The sequence below is a fragment of the Saccharicrinis carchari genome (assembly GCF_900182605.1).
Taxonomy (GTDB): Bacteria; Bacteroidota; Bacteroidia; order Bacteroidales; family Marinilabiliaceae; genus Saccharicrinis; species Saccharicrinis carchari.
In genome coordinates this window covers 496,821-514,278 of record NZ_FXTB01000003.1, presented here as the reverse complement: position 1 = coordinate 514,278, position 17,458 = coordinate 496,821, and the positions used below count along the sequence as shown (strand labels likewise).

The 17,458-nt window shown below is 42.7% G+C and carries 10 protein-coding genes; 4 read left to right on the top strand and 6 right to left on the bottom strand.

Annotation, left to right across the window (positions count from 1 at the left end; translation table 11 throughout):
* Positions 1-10: 10 nt before the first annotated feature.
* Positions 11-745 (top strand): hypothetical protein, encoded by a 735-nt coding sequence (locus FN809_RS08850; protein WP_142533136.1) that lies wholly within the window; start codon positions 11-13, stop codon positions 743-745.
* Between the two features lie 809 nt (positions 746-1,554).
* Here the strand turns inward: FN809_RS08850 and FN809_RS08845 are convergent.
* From FN809_RS08845 to FN809_RS08830, 4 genes are all read right to left on the bottom strand, one after another.
* Positions 1,555-2,754, bottom strand: coding sequence for a YeeE/YedE thiosulfate transporter family protein (locus FN809_RS08845; protein WP_142533135.1), 1,200 nt, complete (start codon positions 2,752-2,754; stop codon positions 1,555-1,557).
* A 2-nt stretch (positions 2,755-2,756) separates the two neighbouring features.
* The gene (locus FN809_RS08840) at positions 2,757-3,287 is read right to left on the bottom strand and encodes a YeeE/YedE thiosulfate transporter family protein (RefSeq protein ID WP_246095543.1); all 531 of its coding nucleotides are present in this window, start codon (positions 3,285-3,287) and stop codon (positions 2,757-2,759) included.
* A complete protein-coding gene (locus FN809_RS08835) occupies positions 3,280-3,969 on the bottom strand; it encodes a cytochrome b/b6 domain-containing protein (protein ID WP_142533134.1) in 690 nt (229 codons plus the stop codon). Before FN809_RS08835 ends, FN809_RS08840 begins: the two co-directional genes overlap by 8 nt.
* A gap of 263 nt (positions 3,970-4,232) precedes the next feature.
* Positions 4,233-5,822 carry a tetrathionate reductase family octaheme c-type cytochrome gene (locus tag FN809_RS08830; RefSeq protein WP_142533133.1) on the bottom strand — a complete coding sequence of 530 codons (1,590 nt, stop codon included), beginning with the start codon at positions 5,820-5,822 and terminating at the stop codon, positions 4,233-4,235.
* 909 nt (positions 5,823-6,731) lie between these two features.
* Between FN809_RS08830 and FN809_RS08825 the strand changes: the two genes are divergently transcribed.
* Positions 6,732-8,231: an acyl-CoA dehydrogenase family protein gene (locus tag FN809_RS08825; RefSeq protein WP_142533132.1), complete on the top strand. Its 1,500-nt coding sequence runs from the start codon at positions 6,732-6,734 to the stop codon at positions 8,229-8,231.
* A gap of 64 nt (positions 8,232-8,295) precedes the next feature.
* Here FN809_RS08825 and FN809_RS18255 read toward each other — a convergent pair whose 3' ends face one another.
* Entirely contained in the window at positions 8,296-10,590 is a 2,295-nt protein-coding gene (locus tag FN809_RS18255; protein ID WP_142533131.1) for an NADP-dependent malic enzyme, read from the bottom strand.
* A 146-nt stretch (positions 10,591-10,736) separates the two neighbouring features.
* On the bottom strand, positions 10,737-12,392 hold the full coding sequence (locus FN809_RS08815) for an AMP-binding protein (protein WP_142533130.1): 1,656 nt from the start codon (positions 12,390-12,392) through the stop codon (positions 10,737-10,739).
* A gap of 399 nt (positions 12,393-12,791) precedes the next feature.
* Between FN809_RS08815 and FN809_RS08810 the strand changes: the two genes are divergently transcribed.
* On the top strand, positions 12,792-14,624 hold the full coding sequence (locus tag FN809_RS08810) for a DNA topoisomerase IV subunit B (RefSeq protein WP_142533129.1): 1,833 nt from the start codon (positions 12,792-12,794) through the stop codon (positions 14,622-14,624).
* 85 nt (positions 14,625-14,709) lie between these two features.
* The gene (locus tag FN809_RS08805; protein WP_142533128.1) at positions 14,710-17,346 is read left to right on the top strand and encodes a DNA gyrase/topoisomerase IV subunit A; all 2,637 of its coding nucleotides are present in this window, start codon (positions 14,710-14,712) and stop codon (positions 17,344-17,346) included.
* Positions 17,347-17,458 lie beyond the last annotated feature (112 nt).

Sequence of the window (17,458 nt, the reverse complement as noted above, 5' to 3'; positions counted from 1 at the left end):
AGCAATAACTATGGGCCATTCATCAATCAAAGATATGCTGTTAAAACAAGCTTATTCTATAACACCGGAATCCATTAAGCGGCTGGGACTGTCTTATGGCATCTTTTTACAGGAATGCAGCGAATTTATTTTGTGGGCACAGCAAGACAGAGATAAGCTGAGTAAAGCCGGACTTAATATTGGCATTATCCAGGAAGCGGAATTTCTGTTAGAAGAAGCTCAAAATATTCATGCCTTAAGGGCGAATGAATCAAAATCGACTAAAGAGGAAGTCGCTAATTGGAATCGAAAAAAGAAAGAGGGTATTGACCTGGGCAAACAATTGGTTCATCACTTCAAATACGCTTTCCGCCACAATAAGGAATTATCGGCAATAATGGGGGAAATAAAATTTCCATGTAAGGTTCACGAACTGATTTCTAATTTAGATTTACTTATCCATATGGGTAACGGACATACCGACCTTCTGGATGCCATTGGTTTTGATTTTGCCATAATGAGCAGGGTAGCGCAGCTGGCCGAGGAATTGCCTAATTTGCACGGATATAAATACGTGGCCTCCCAATCCAACCCCAATAAAATTAAACGCGATCAAATATTTTCTCTTTTAAAATCGAAGGTGGATGAAATAAGGGCATGTGGAAAGTATGTGTTTCATAATGATCCGGATCGCTTAAAGGGGTATCGCAGTTCGTACCTCAGGCAAAAGAACAATAGAGCCACCAGAACCAAAAAAAATAATTAGCTTGGACAAACCAAAACAGAAATGCCTTAAGTGTTTGCATGACTACCTTGTTTGGTTTTGGCTTGGCCAAGTTGGGAAGGACTAATAATACTAATTGATAGATCATATTACATCGTAGACGAATAAATATGATATAAAGATAGGAAATTTGTTACTGTAGATGAGGCTGTTAATTATGTTGATAAGTGATTTATATTTGTAGATAATAGTTTTCATTGTGTAAATTGAATAATTTATTATGTAGATGTATCAACAGAATAATATGATAGATTTAACTAATAATATTAATAATCTAAAATGTGTACTCCTCAATCTTTATTAAGGTAATATATGTCTGTAAGTGATAAAACCATATAAATGGTCAGTATAACGAATGGACAAAAAATTCTTCGGGTAGATTTGTGACAGTTGCCTCCTTCATCGCGAGATATTCGAATATTGAAAACGATTCACTCCCCGAGCCGGTGCGGAAGTATTTCGATTATGTTTTGAGCGAAAACCAGCCATTGATAAAGTCGCACATCAAGTGCGACTCAAATTTGTGTAATTCGTGGACAAAAAAATTGATATAGTATCCTCGCGTCGGGCCCATATCCTATCCGCATGCCGCCGAGTCCTTCGCCATGCTACTGCGCTTCTTAACCGTTAATTCCTTTGCTAAAGGCTGCGGTCTCTTACGCTATAGCTTCAGCAACAGCGTGCCATCGGAGAAAGCTTTATGTCAACATGGTGAAACTTCGGCGAAAGCACAAGAGCCTTTGCTACCATGGGCAACCTAACAATACCGAATAATAAAGCGTACCACTTATCTAACTACACCCACCTTTTACCCGCGTAGCCTTTTTAAGTACCGGTTTGTCCAGGTTGGCAACGGCTTCGCCAATCTCTTTCATTTTTTCACCCGCCTCCTTGCGAAACTTAAATAAATCTACTTCTGATTTTGAAAGATCAAAATTTACCTCACCCAGTTGAAAATACTGCTTATTGAACTCGGTGGCGCTCAGCTTAAGCGCAAAGTTATCCGATTTGCCAAAATACTTGGACACCATACATGCCCGCTGCGACTGATTGATATTGGCACCATAAAAAACATTGGTTTTAATGTTTTGGATCACTATATCCAGGTTTTCGTGCTTGGCCATATCATCCAGCGGTATATTGATGGCTGTAGGGATGTGGAAGGCTTTATACTCCTCGGGCGAGCGTACATCAATTACATTGTATTTGTAATATTGATTCATCAGCTCGTAGGCCAATTTATCCCCGTCCATCATCTTGGGGTTGCACTCACCGGCGGCAATCTTTTCGTCGATACGGGCGTTCATCACCTCCGTGCGATTGGGAGTTATCAGCACCATGATTACCACAAGCACAGGGGTGGCAACAATAATGGTGTTTTTGATAAGAACGGGTTTAAACCACCGGGTTTCCTTATTGTTGACTTTGTTTTCGATAAGCTGGGTTAGCACAAACGCTCCTGCTGCCACCAATATCATGATAACGCCGAACGCTTCGCGACTAAGCCCCAATTGCTCAAACATTAAAACCGGCCCCCAATTCTCGGCCAGATAAAAATTCTCCCACAAAGGGAATCCCTCGGCAAAGGCAAAGATACCAATGCCGCCGCCCAATAAAAATGCCCATCCGTCAACACGTCCGGTGGCTGCGGCACAAGCGCTGGTTCCGGGGCAAAAGCCGCCTATAATAAAACCCACACCCATGATGGCTCCTCCCCCAAGTGCGGCCCACAAAAAGGTGGGGTTAATATAAATAACACTCACATCCAGCAGGTTAAGGTGGTTTAAAACGATGACGCCCACCATGGCAGTAATGCCGGCTGTAAAAAACACTCTGAGAACGGTAAAATCGTATCCGTAAAACAGTCCCACCAATTTTTTTGTGGAAGCAAAACCGGCCTGCTCCAGTGCAAATCCAAATCCTATCCCCACAATCAGGGCTATCATAAAATTAAACTCGCCGCTTATAATATCTGGTACTAAAGGTCCCATAGCTATTGTTTTTTAATCCATAAACCTCTAAAAAAATACGCCATTGTATAGGCCATGCCAAATATGGCCAACATGGTAATGATACCACCGAACGACATTACCGCCATTCCGCTCAGTGCTGAGCCCGAGGTACATCCGCGCCCCAGCTGGCTGCCAAAACCAAATAGGGCACCGCCTGCAATGGCTGCAATAATCCGTGTGCGGTTGCGCACGCCCGGACCTTTTTCCAGCTTGAGCGAAACCCTATTGGCCGCTACCGCCGATAAAAAGGCACCGATAAATACCCCCAGCATCTCAAAAACAAGCCACGATTTCATGGGGCCTTCGGGGTTGGCGGCATTATAATCGGCATAGTAAGCGGTGCTGGCAGCATGCTCGGGTGCCACGGTATTTACGGTTTGTATCATCACGCTTTTAAACGCCCCACTGGCGCCGAGACCCCGGCCGGTAACATAAATAGTGGCCAGCAACACAAATCCTAAAAAAAATCCGGCCAAATACGGGTTCATATATTTTTTTGGTGCTTCACGCATGGTTTTTATTTTTAGATGTTTCCAATTCTTTTTTATCGCAAATCGGCATATTTGCATCATGTACTTCATTATCCGCTCCGTTCGCAACGGCCTCCCAACCGGTAATCATAGCCTTGATGTTGGTAGTAACGGTATGGCCTGTAGTGGTCATATAAATATGTACAACAGCAAAGGCCATCAACAAAAATGCCCCCAGGGTATGCACCAATGCTATCCACTCCAGAGGGATGTTTAGTGCTACAACCATATCGTTCACATCAAAGGATTTATAGAACATGTAAAGCAAACCCGACAGGATAATCATGGGTGCCATCACCAATTTAAAGCCCAGGTAAACAACGGCCTGTAAAGGGTTTAGCTTTTTACGTACCGATTTAATGGTGGGATGTGGAGCTCCTTTAAACATTCCTACGGTATAATATTGTATTTGTGCCCGGAGTTTAGAGAAGGTAGGAATATATTGTTTCCACTCGCCGGTGGTAAAATGCCAAAAGATACTTAAAACAATCAACCCCAGCAGCAGATAGGAGGCTGAGCGGTGGAAAGCCACTGCCTTCTCGAACCCGAACAAGTGAAAGGAATCATGTATCTCAAAGCCTGTAAGTGCTAAAAAGAAGATAAGCGCGGCCTGACTCCAATGCCAAAACCGCTCAAACTGTTTGTAAATATATACTTTAGCCATGGGTGTGGTGTTTATAAGTTTTATTGAATTATGAGCATAAAGTTGAACCCCTACAGGGTTCTAATCCTAATTTTGTAAGCTGCCCCGCATTGCATACGGGGCTATTCATATTTTACCCCTCCGGGGTATGTTGCCGTGTACCTTTATTCCCGTCAGAAGATGGTATCAGCCGCCATATGTTAAAGCGCTAAACTCATTTTTTATCTTAAAATATAACAGCCTCTTATCTCTCATCTTTAATCCTTAATCTATAAATCTATTATCTAACTGTCTGTATTTATCTCTTCGGCATCCACTTCATTTTTGCGTATCGAATTAATGATGCGGGCCAGGCCATGTATGGAAACACCAATAAGCGAGCCCCAAAAAAGCAAATTCCCAAATAAATCCAGCCAGTAATTTCGGTCGCGACCCGGCATGTAAAAACCAGATAGATTTGCCAGGCGACCATTTTCTCTGGTATGGCAATCCACGCAAGCCAATGACTGAGCTTTGGGTGCCACCATATGATTGATAGGCCAGTACATTTCAGTTGCTATAAAATCGTATTTACCGCTGTAGGGCAGTCCCATCCTTTTCATGCCCGCTTCGGCTGCCAGATTCCAGTCATAATCCACCCAAAAGGCACTGTCGCCTTTTTCGGGAGAATACAGCTTGGGTTGTATGAGCATATTGGTTTCGGGATCGTATATCTGGTCGCCACGATGCACTTTTACCGGATAAATTTTGGAGTGAATATCATCCGCAGCGCCCAATAGCCTATTAATCTGCACAGGAATGGTATCTATGGGATCGCCTATCACATAATGCTGCGCATGACCGTTAAACCAAAAGTATTCCGGTTCTACATTTTTGGCCCAATCAAACTCACCTTTTTTCGAGAGGTAGGTCTGGTTACCCAATGAATCCACCTCGTAATAAGGTTTGCCGTCTTTCAATTTACCCGATTTAGACCAACGCCAGGCCATTTTAGTAGAATTAACCTTTGCATAGGTAGGGATATGGCATGTTTGGCACGAGATTTTATTGTAATGACGATTAAGCAGGTCGTTGAGGTGAGGACGCGAGGTATGACAATCTTCGCAATTCAAACGATTCACATCATTTGACGATACTGAGTAAAGCTTTCCTTTAATATTGTGATTTTCGGCCGTATGGCAATCCACACAGGTCATGTTCATACCATTTTGTGCCATGTGCACGTCTGTAGTTCTGTCGCAAGCCAGCAGTGCCTCCTCCAAATCGCCGTGCTTTACGTTATTTCCACCTCCACTGTAAAAATGGCAACTGCCACAGTTTATATTGTTAGGACGGCTAACGCTTTGTGCCACTTTTTCCAGGTTCACGCTTCTGTCCGGATAACCTGCCATGGCAGTGCCTTTAATGTATTCCTCGCTACCATCGTGGCAAACCATGCAATCTACGTTTTGTGCATTGGTAAAGTCAAAACTGTTACTGGTCATTCCAAATCCAATATGGCAAGCGGCACACGATTGCTCGTTACTGTTAGAGCCGATACAAAAGTTGTTGATCACGTTTTTTTTACCAATTTTGGATATGCCCTTGCCTTCTACATAGGCCACACGTTCCCAGTTCCAATGGCTACTATGAATAATTTCCTCGTGCGTTGTGTTATGACAACTTAAGCAGGCTAATGTAACTTCCTGCGGCGTGGAAAACTCCCCGTTCAAAATCTCAAATTGCGTGTGATCCACCGAAGGCTTTTTTTTGCTGGCATATTCCTGCTTTAATTGGTACTGCGATAAATTTAAAGGTTCAGGGCGGTGAAGTAAATTCACCAACACCAATACCAGAATAGTTATCACGATTACGTAGCTTATAAATCTGTTCATAAACGTATAATTTATTTTTTATGAGCCGGTTTGTACGGATTAAAGAGAAACAATTAAACAATCTAAAATTTGTTTCTCCATGTAATACGTATTGCCAGTATAAAAGTATACAATTATGTAGATATATTTAAGGCCAGATACGTAGATTTATGTAATTTATATTGAGTCTGGTTAAGGATAGTGCAGTTGATGGCCGATAATTGGCGGCTTCCGGCCTAATTAAATGATTGGCAGCGGGAGGTCTCATCCCTTCGGATGGCGGGTAGTGAATAGCTGGCAGGCTCTGGCTAATTACAATTATTTTATCGGCTTTGTTAACGGCACCTAACCTGATTTTATTCACGGAAATTATCTGAGGCGGATGTAAGCCCTGCGCTAATTAAAAATCTCTCTTCCCCATCAAAACATGGCGTTTAAGAGTTAAATGAAAAGTTTACCGGAAACCAATAATTTAAATACGCACAAATAATAAAAGGATCAGGAAAAGCAAGTACGGCTAAATAGTCCAGTAGGCCATAGAATATCAACTTAAAATATGCATTGAAAAAGCGATTTTGTTACGCTCCGGAAAAGATAAACTTTTACAAAGGTTTAACCCTCCATTTTGCCTTTGCTATATAACCTTTTCATTGCCAATTTATATAATTTATAAAACAGTATTCGGCCTCGAACACTAAAGCTTTCTACGGTGGACGCAGTCTATGCCAAAGTAATCATCAACCGCGTACGCAACCAACAGGGCTGGTTATGCAACGTCAAACCTTAGCATTATAAACTGCAATAAACTGCAACGGGAAGCCCTCGACTATTTATAGCATAAGTTTAAAATAATCATACCAAATGAACATTTGTTTAATTCTATGGTATTAGTATCCCATAGTTGTAGGAAAAAATATAAACAATCAACAGATGAGTAAAGAACAAGTACCCTTTTCAGAATATCTGGATACATTTAATAAAACACTGAAAAGTGTATTTTACGAGCGAGACAACATTGAACAGTTCGTACAAAAAAGGGGGTTCCCTGCTTTGGTACTGCGCGATATCATGGCACAAAACCCACTTTCGGTAGGCATACCTGCAGAATATGGAGGCAGAGGGGTGGTGATGAAAGAATGTATAGGTATGATGGATGCCGCCTCCTACGAGTCATTGCCTTTATCCTTAACCTTTGGTATCAATATCGCCCTTTTTCTGGAACCCGTTGGTAAGTATGCCGGCGACGAGGCCAAGAAAAGTATATTTAAGCGGTTTTTGACCAAACAAAACATGGGTGGCCTGATGATTACTGAACCCGATTACGGAAGCGATGCGCTATCCATGCATACTTCTTGTGTAAAACAAGGCAATAATTATCATTTACAGGGAACAAAACATTGGCAAGGCTTAACCGGTTTGGCCGACTACTGGCTCATTACCTCCCGCCTAAAAAACGGTGATGGTAAATTGGCACGCGATATCGAATTTTTTGTTTGCGATGTGCAACAACCCCATCAGCGTATTATTGTAGAAGAGTACTACAACAACCTGGGACTTTACCCCATCCCTTACGGGAAAAACAAAGTGGATGTAATAATACCCGAAAAATTTAAATTACAGCCCGTTTCTACAGGACTTAACCTAATGATGGATTTATTACACCGCAGCCGCTATCAATTTCCCGGCATGGGTATGGGTTTTATCCGCAGAATGCTTGACGAAGCCATTAATCATTGCCAAACCCGCTTTGTAGCAGGCAAACCCTTGATTGCTTTAGACCAGATAAAACAACAAATTGCAAAAATTCAAAGTGCCTTCACCGTTTGTTCGGCCATGTGTGCCCGCAGTGCAGATTATGCCGGTGTAGAAAATAACCTCTCGGGGGATGCCGTAGAGGCCAACAGCATGAAGGCCTATGTAACCGATTTGATGCAAGAATCTGCACAAACGCTCACTCAATTAAAAGGCGCCAATGGCTACAAAGCCGAGAGTGTTAGCTCAAGGGGCATCATCGATTCGCGACCCTTTCAGATTTTTGAAGGATCAAACGATATGCTATACACCCAAATAGCCGAATTGGTAAACAAACTGATGCAACGCAAAAAGCAAACTAATCTTTTGGCATTTTTAATGGACTATTCTCTGACTAAACAAGTGGCAAAGCAATTTGCAAGTAGCTTAGATGTTGTTTTAAAACCCAAAATGGTTCAGCGTAAATATGTGGATCTGGGAAAAATAATCAGTCGCGTTGTTTCTGCCAATCTTGTGTTTGATATGGGTGTTAAAGGGTTTAGACAGGATTTAGTTTTGAATGCCATCGAAAACCTCAAACACGATGTAGCCATGCTCGTGAGCTCATATAAATTTACAAACAGCGTTCAGCCCGTGGAGCTGTATAAAGACTCCGCCTCATGGCTCTCGATGGTTTAAATTTAAAGCCAAAACAATTGGCTTACATCATTTAAGATACGATTGCATAACAATAACAACTCAACTATTGGCCACTGCCTTTGCCCGCTTTTATCTGGGCATCGATGGTGGCTATAGTAATCATATTGAGCACCTCGCGCACCGAACTACCCATCTGTAAAATATGCACCGGACGTTTCATGCCCAGGATAATAGGCCCTATGGCTTCTGCACTTTTCATCACTTGTAATAATTTATAGGCAATATTGGCGGAGCTAAGCGTAGGAAACACCAGCACATTGGGCTCGTTATCAATTAAAGTGGTAAAGGGATAATTATCCTTGAGCTCCTGTTGGTTGAACGCAAAGTTAGCCTGTATTTCGCCATCGGAAATAATGTGTGGGTGTTTGGCCTTCATCAGGGCTGCTGCTTTGCGCACCAGCTTGGGTTCTGCATCGTCTGATGAGCCAAAATTAGAATATGCCAAAAAAGCCACCTTAGGCACAATATTCATCATTTTATGGACGGCACTGGCTGCCTGATAGGCGATGTCCACCAGCTCTTCCGAGGTAGGATTAGGAATCATGGTGGTGTCGGTAAAAAACAGCGGCCCCCGTTTGGTAAGCATCAAATACATGCTCGAAACTTTTTTGTCGGGATCGTCGGTGCCAATTATTTGTAGTGCCGGCTTAATGGTTTGTGTATACTTACGGCTGATACCGGAAATGATGGCATCTGCTTCGCCGGTTTCCACCATCATACAACCAAAGAAATTTCGTTTTTTCATTTCGTTGGCTGCCTCGTACGGATTGTAACCTCTACGCTTTCGTTTTTCGTGAAACAGCTTACCATATCTCTCTACCATCTGACCATATGCCTTGCTTTGCGGGTTAATAATCTGTGTATCGCCCAAATCCAACTGATGCTTTTTTATGAGCTTTTGTATATTATCCTCATCCCCTAATAGAATAGGTATAGCGATACCCTCGTCCAAGGCAATCTGTGCCGCTTTGAGCACTCTGTAGTCCTCCGCCTCGGCAAATACCACCCTTTTGGGATTTTGCTTGGCCTTGTTAGTAAGGCGACGAATAATTTGATCGTCGTTGCCCAGTCGTTTCACCAGGCTGGCCTTGTAATCGTCCCAGTCGCTAATGGGATTTTTTGCCACACCGCTCTCCATAGCCGCCTTGGCTACAGCCGGTGCCACTTCGGTAAGCAAACGTGGATCCAAAGGCTTGGGAATAATATAATCCCGCCCGAAGGACATGGTTTCCAAATTGTAGGCTTTGGTTACCACATCCGGAACATTTTGTCTGGCTAAATCGGCAATCGCTTTTACCGCTGCGAGCTTCATTTCTTCGTTAATTTCCGTGGCCCTTACATCTAAAGCTCCTCTGAATATAAAAGGAAACCCCAGCACATTGTTCACCTGATTGGGATGGTCGGAACGTCCGGTAGCCATCAAAACATCCTTGCGTGTTGCCATGGCCAGTTCGTAGTTTATTTCGGGGTCCGGGTTAGCGAGTGCAAAAACAAGAGGGTTAGGTGCCATCTTGTTCAGCATTTCCGGTGTCATCACATTACCCTGCGAAAGACCAAGAAAAACATCCATACCCTCAATAGCATCCTCCATTTGATGCAAATCCTTATCTGTGGCAAATTCCTTTTTGCTACGCTGCAGGTTTTCTCTGTCCGACCGAATCACCCCCTTAGAATCGCATACCACTATGTTATTTTTATCTACCCCCAGCTCTATAAATATTTTAATACACGATATGGCCGAAGCACCCGCCCCTGAAACCAACACCTTAACATCGCTTGCCTTTTTATCTAATACAATTAAAGCATTAATTAAAGCTGCCCCCGATATAATGGCAGTACCGTGCTGATCATCGTGCATAATGGGAATATTAAGCTCAGCTTTCAGGCGGCGTTCTATCTCAAAACAGTCCGGCGCTTTTATATCCTCCAGGTTAATCCCCCCAAAAGTAGGCTCCAAAGCTTTAACTACTGTAATAAATTCTTCAATATCCGTAGAGTTGATCTCTAAGTCAAAAACATCTATCCCGGCAAATATCTTAAACAATAAACCTTTGCCCTCCATTACAGGTTTAGAAGCCTCCGCCCCAATATTTCCAAGTCCCAGCACGGCTGTTCCGTTGGATATAACGGCTACCAGATTTCCTTTAGCAGTATATTTATACACATCATCTACATTGTCGGCAATTTTCCGGCAGGGTTCTGCCACGCCCGGTGAATAGGCCAATGCTAAGTCGCGCTGTGTTTTAGTGGCCTTGGTGGGGATTACTTCAATTTTACCGGGTAAGCCTTTGGTATGATAATCTAATGCGTCTTGAATTCTGATTTTGGAGTCTGACATAGTTGTTTTTTCTAAATGATTTAGAATAAAAAGATAGGCATTTAAGATAATGAGATTTTACGATAAAAATCATCTATTGACCTAAAAAACAAATATGCCGGATAATAATTTAACAAATAATGCCATCAAATGGCTGTCGGACATGTTTAAACAATACCTTCCCTGATCTCCACACGGCGTATTTTACCACTAATGGTTTTAGGCAACTCGGTTACAAAATCAATAATTCTGGGATATTTATATGGTGCCGTCACCGATTTAACGTGATCCTGAATTTGTTGAACCAAGTCCTCATCCCCCGGTCGATATTCGGGAGCCAATATGATGGTGGCTTTTACTACCTGTCCGCGAATCTCGTCCGGAACTGCAGTGATGGCACATTCCACCACGGCGAGGTGAGTCATCAGCGCATTTTCCACTTCAAAAGGACCGATACGATAACCTGAACTTTTTATCACATCGTCCAGGCGGCCAACAAACCAATAATATCCATCTTCGTCGCGCCATGCAAGGTCGCCGGTATGGTAATTACCCCCATAATAACACGAAGCGGTTTTTTCCTGGTCGCGATAATAACCCATAAATAGGCCCACCGGCACTTTTTCTGCCGTGTGAATAGTAATCTCTCCCACCTCACCATCGATGCACGGCATGCCTTCATTATTGACCAGTCTAATATCAAAGATGGGTGATGGAACACCCGTTGACCCGGGCTTGGGCTCCATGCCAGGGAAGTTGGCAATTTGTACGGCCGTCTCCGTCTGTCCAAAACCTTCTTTAAGTTTTAATCCGGTTTGTTTATAAAAAGTATCGTAGATAATTGGATTTAAGGGCTCACCGGCTACCGAAGCCGATTTCAGAGCTGACAAGTTATACTGCGTGAGATCTTCGCGAATTAAAAAGCGGTAAATGGTAGGTGGAGCACAAAGGCTGGTAATCTTAAAAGTATCTATTTTCTCTAAAAGATCGGCTGGTGTAAATTTCTCAAAATCGTAAACAAATACGGCCGATCCAGCCAGCCATTGTCCATACAGCTTGCCCCAAACTGACTTGGCCCATCCGGTATCTGATACCGTAAGATGGAGCCCGTTATCCTGTACATTCTGCCAATATTTGGCCGTTACTATATGACTTAAAGGGTAAGTAAAATTATGTGCAACCATCTTTGGCTCGGCGGTGGTGCCCGATGTGAAATACAACAAGGATATGTCGGTGTTTTCCTGTGCCTCATTTCCCTCTGGCCTCACAAAAGGAACTGCTTTCTCCATCCCTTTATGCAACGACAACCAACCCGGAGGTGTAGCATCTCCCACCGCCACAAGCTTTTCTACGCTTGGAGATTTAGCCATTGCCTGGTTGATATTGTTCACTATATTCGGTTCCGCAACCGCAACAATCATCTTAATTCCTGCCGCATTATTCCGGTAGCGGATATCTTTATGGGTTAAAAGATGGGTTGCCGGCACGCCAACCGCCCCAATTTTATGCAAAGCCAAAATCGAAAACCAAAATTCATATCTCCTTTTGAGTATCAACATCACTTTATCTCCGCGTTGAATACCTAAGGATTGAAAATACGAAGCGGTTTGATCGCTTGCCTTTTTTAAATCGGCAAAAGTAAATTCATGGGTTTCACCCTTATCATTTACCCAACACATGGCCCTTTTACACGGGGCAACGCTGGCGTATTTATCCACCACATCGTATGCAAAATTAAAACGATCAGGTACAATTATTTCAAAATTTTTCTGAAAATCTTCAAGTGATGTAAATTCAGATTTTCTTAAATATTTTTTAAACATGCAATTAATGATATTATTAAACAATGGTCGGAAAACAGGTGGGTTGCTTGGCCAAACTTATAGTGCCGGTTTATAAACCGGGAAGTATTGAGGCGCAAAAGTAATATTTTATTTTGGGTAGAGTAAGTAATATTATTTCTTATCGATATTCTATTGCATTTGAATACACTATCACGGTACGAATAATAACGAAACCTTGGTTGCATCATGTACTAAGCAAAACAGAGCCAACCCCCTGTTTTACATGACTATTCTCTTTGCTTATGGCCTATCCCGTTTGAGGTGTTGATAAAAGAATTGCCAAACAAGATTCGCTTTTATTATATTTGAAGAATTTTTAATGCCAAACAATTCAGTATTGTTGGAGTAAGATCAACTCATTTAAAAACACAAAAAGCTATGTCGCAGCAATATTCAGAAGAAACCATCCGAACTCTGGACTGGAAAGAGCACATCCGAAAGCGTCCGGGCATGTACATCGGCAAGCTGGGTGATGGCGCCTATCCCGACGACGGAATATATGTACTGTTGAAAGAAGTAATGGACAACTCCATAGATGAGTACATGATGGGCCATGGCAAAAAAATTGAGGTAAACGTGCAGGACGGTGTGGTTACCGTGCGCGACTACGGACGCGGCATTCCCCTGGGTAAGGTGGTGGATGTAGCATCTAAAATGAACACAGGAGCGAAGTACGACAGCAAGGTATTTAAAAAGTCCGTAGGCCTTAACGGAGTAGGGATAAAAGCTGTAAATGCACTGTCAACAAAATTCTCAGTTACGGCATTTCGCGAGGGAGAGTGTAAAAAAGTTGATTTTTCGCAAGGCAATGTAGTAATAGAACACGACGTTGAAAGCAGTGCAGAACCCAACGGCACCTCTGTATCCTTTGTTCCGGACGCTGATATTTTTAAAAAATACAACTACCGTGACGAGTACATCGAACCGCTCCTGAAAAATTACACTTATCTGAATGCCGGACTATCCATTTATTATAACGGCACCCTGTACAAATCGAAAAACGGATTGCTGGATTTGCTGAACGACAACATGACTTCTCCGGGTCTTTATCCGCTCATCCATCTTACCACCGACGATTTTGAGGTAGCACTTACGCACGGAAACCAGTATGGCGAGGAGTATTATACCTTTGTTAACGGACAACACACCACCCAGGGCGGTACGCACCAAGTGGCGTTCAGAGAGGCTTTGGTAAAAACTGTCCGCGAGTTCTACAACAAAAACTTTGAAGTGTCAGATATTCGTTCGGGTATTGTTGCGGCCATCAGCATAAAAATTGAAGAACCTGTGTTTGAGTCCCAGACTAAAACAAAACTGGGCTCTAAAGATATGGGACCTGAAGGCCCTACAGTACGAAATTATGTAGTGGACTTTATTAAAAAAGAGCTGGATAACTTTTTACACCGTAATACGGAAACGGCAGATGCCCTTATGCGTAAAATCCTGGACTCCGAAAAAGAACGCAAAGCCATATCGGGCATAAAAAAGCTGGCCAGGGAGCGCGCAAAAAAGGTAAGCTTACATAATAAAAAACTGCGCGACTGCCGTGTTCACTATAGCTCTAAACACGAAGATGCGCCACACTCATCCATTTTTATTACTGAGGGCGACTCAGCCAGTGGATCAATAACCAAAGCGCGCAATGTAAATACACAAGCCGTTTTTAGCTTAAAAGGAAAACCCTTAAACTCCTATGGCCTTTCGCGCAAGGTGGTATACGAAAACGAGGAGTTTAATCTTTTACAGGCGGCACTTAATATTGAAGATGGCCTGGAAACATTGCGTTACAACCACGTTATTATTGCTACCGATGCCGATGTGGACGGCATGCACATCCGTCTGTTGTTAATTACTTTCTTTTTGCAATTCTTTCCCGAATTAATTAAAAACGGTCACTTGTACATATTGCAGACCCCCTTATTCAGGGTACGAAACAAAAAGAAAACCATATATTGCTACACCGAAGAAGAACGTCAGAAAGCGATGAAAAAACTGGGTACAAATCCGGAGATAACCCGCTTTAAGGGATTGGGTGAGATTAGCCCCGATGAGTTCAAACATTTTATAGCCAAAGATATCCGCTTAGAACCTGTACGTATGAAAAAGGGAGACCCGGTGCAAGAACTGCTAACCTTTTACATGGGCAAAAACACCCCCGATAGACAAGAGTTTATTATTGAGAATCTGGTTATTGAAGAAGATCCTGTGTAAACAGTAGCTAAAAAGTGCACAAAGGTAATTTGAAAAGCTATCATAAGCAGTTGACCAAATAAACAAGGAAACGCTAACAAAAGAAATGAAGGACGACATAAACACACCAAACAACGAAGCATTGGAACCCGATCATGAGTCGCATGGCCACGGAGAGGAGGGCAGCGAAAACACGCCGGTGGCCGACACACGAATTTCGCACCTACGCGGCATGTATAAAAGTTGGTTTTTGGATTATGCCTCGTATGTAATCCTTGAACGTGCCGTACCGCATATCCACGATGGGTTAAAGCCCGTTCAGCGACGCATCCTGCATGCCATGCGACGCATGGACGATGGCAGATACAATAAAGTGGCCAATATTATTGGTTTCACCATGCAGTTTCATCCGCATGGCGATGCTTCTATTGGGGATGCTTTGGTACAATTGGGGCAAAAGAATTTGCTCATCGACACACAAGGAAACTGGGGTAATGTAGCCACCGGAGATGGAGCTGCTGCAGCACGTTACATAGAAGCACGACTCACCAAGTTTGCCCACGAAGTAGTGTTTAATCCCAAAACAACACACTGGAAGATGAGTTACGATGGGCGTAACAAAGAACCCATCACACTTCCGGTTAAGTTCCCTTTGCTACTAGCGCAGGGTGTGGAGGGTATTGCTGTAGGGCTGGCATCAAAAATATTGCCCCACAACTTTAACGAACTCATAGATGCTTCAATCCGTCATCTCGAAGGCAAAGATTTTGAGCTTTTCCCTGACTTTCCTACTGGTGGCATGGCCGATGTTTCGCGTTACAACGATGGCTTACGTGGAGGCGCCGTTAAAATACGTGCCCGCATTGTAAAAGAGGATAGCCGCACCCTTAATATCACTGATATTCCGTACGGCAAAAACACCTCTACCCTTATTGAAACCATTATCAAGGCCAACGAAAAGGGTAAAATAAAAATCAAAAAAATTGACGACAACACGGCAGAAAAAGTAGAAATATTAATTCATCTGCCCCCGGGTGTGTCTACCGATAAAACCATCGATGCGCTTTACGCTTTTACCGATTGCGAGATATCAATATCGCCTAACTCTTGTTTGATAGAAGACAATACCCCTAAGTTTTTGCCCGTTTCGCAAATACTAAAACAAAACACCGACCAAACAGTACATCTACTCACCAGAGAGTTGGAGATAAGGCGTGACGAATTGCTTGAATCATGGCACTTTGCATCACTTGAACGTATTTTTATCGAAAATAAAATATACCAGAAGATAGAAGACTGTGAAACGATGGAGGCCATAATTCAAACCATCGACAATGGATTGAAACCCTTTACGGCCAATCTGCGCCGCGAGGTTACCCGCGACGATATTATTAAACTAACCGAAATTAAAATAAAGCGTATTTCTCGCTTTGATGCACACAAAGCCGATGAATATATATCGTCGCTGGAGGAGGAGATGGAGCAAATAGCCTACAATTTGGAAAACATCGTGCCATATTCCATCAACTATTTTAAGCACATAAAAAAAACATACGGAAAAAATTATCCCCGTCAGACGGAACTTAGAAGTTTTGAAAGTATAGAAGCTTCCAAAGTAGTGGTTAAAAACGAAAAGCTGTATATAAACCGAAATGAGGGATTCATGGGCACATCGCTACGTCGTGATGAGTTTGTTTGCGATTGCTCCGACATAGACGATATTATTATTTTCTACAAAGATGGTCGTTACCTCATAACCAAGGTAAGCGATAAAGCTTTTATTGGCAAAGGAGTAATGCACCTGGCGGTATTTAAAAAAGCCGACAAACGAACCATTTACAATGCGGTATACCGCGATGGAAAATCCGGTCCGGTATATGTTAAGCGCTTTGCTGTTACCGGTATTACCCGCGACAGGGAATATAATATTACCAAAGGCACCAAGGGGTCGGATGTAATTTACTTTAGCGTAAACCCCAATGGTGAGGCCGAGGTACTCAAAGTAACGCTGAAACCAAAAGCGCGGATGCGTAACGTGGTTTTTGACTACGACATGGCCGATCTTGCCATAAAAGGGCGCAGTGCCATTGGCAACATACTCACAAAACATACCGTACAAAAGGTTAGTCTACGCAAAAAAGGAGGCTCAACGCTGGGCGGGCGAAAAATATGGTTCGACAAAGATGTACTCCGCCTGAACTCCGACAACAGAGGCGATTATTTGGGCGAGTTCCATGCCGACGACCTTATTTTGGTAATCACCAAAGACGGCCAGTTTTACCATACCGGGTTCGACCTCACCAACCATTACGAAGACAATATCCTTATTATTGAAAAATTTAAAGCCGACAAGGTATGGTCAGTAGCCTATTATGATGCTGACCAAAAGTTTTTCTATTTAAAACGCTTTCAACTGGAGCCATCCACCAAGCCATTGAGCTTTATCGGTGAAAATAGCAAGTCGTACCCTGTGCAGGTTACTACAGTAGATTATCCCCGTTTAGAGGTGAAATTTGGTGGCGATGATAAGAATCGGGATAAGATGATTGTTGAAGTAGATGAGTTTATCGGGGTAAAGAGTGTTAAAGCAAGAGGAAAAAGGTTGACGACCTATCAGGTTTCCAAAATTAACGAGCTGGAACCTATTATTACCAAACCGGAGCCCGAAGAAATTGAAGAGCCTGAAGAGAAAACAGATGAGCATAAGAACGATAGTGACAAAGATCAGATGTCGTTGTTTTAAGGGTAAAGAGTTATTAAGAATAAATAGATATAAGGAAAAAGTAACCTTTACCCCTTGCATCTATCTCCTTCTTTTGTTTTAGCTCTATTGCCTATTAGCTAAAAATATAAAC

Coding starts and splice junctions, on each gene's coding strand:
- FN809_RS08850 (WP_142533136.1), top strand. CDS start 11: ATGGGCCATTCATCAATCAAAGATATGCTGTTAAAACAAGCTTATTCT.
- FN809_RS08835 (WP_142533134.1), bottom strand. CDS start 3,969: ATGGCTAAAGTATATATTTACAAACAGTTTGAGCGGTTTTGGCATTGG.
- FN809_RS08845 (WP_142533135.1), bottom strand. CDS start 2,754: ATGGGACCTTTAGTACCAGATATTATAAGCGGCGAGTTTAATTTTATG.
- FN809_RS08810 (WP_142533129.1), top strand. CDS start 12,792: ATGTCGCAGCAATATTCAGAAGAAACCATCCGAACTCTGGACTGGAAA.
- FN809_RS08815 (WP_142533130.1), bottom strand. CDS start 12,392: ATGTTTAAAAAATATTTAAGAAAATCTGAATTTACATCACTTGAAGAT.
- FN809_RS08830 (WP_142533133.1), bottom strand. CDS start 5,822: ATGAACAGATTTATAAGCTACGTAATCGTGATAACTATTCTGGTATTG.
- FN809_RS18255 (WP_142533131.1), bottom strand. CDS start 10,590: ATGTCAGACTCCAAAATCAGAATTCAAGACGCATTAGATTATCATACC.
- FN809_RS08825 (WP_142533132.1), top strand. CDS start 6,732: ATGAGTAAAGAACAAGTACCCTTTTCAGAATATCTGGATACATTTAAT.
- FN809_RS08805 (WP_142533128.1), top strand. CDS start 14,710: ATGAAGGACGACATAAACACACCAAACAACGAAGCATTGGAACCCGAT.
- FN809_RS08840 (WP_246095543.1), bottom strand. CDS start 3,287: ATGCGTGAAGCACCAAAAAAATATATGAACCCGTATTTGGCCGGATTT.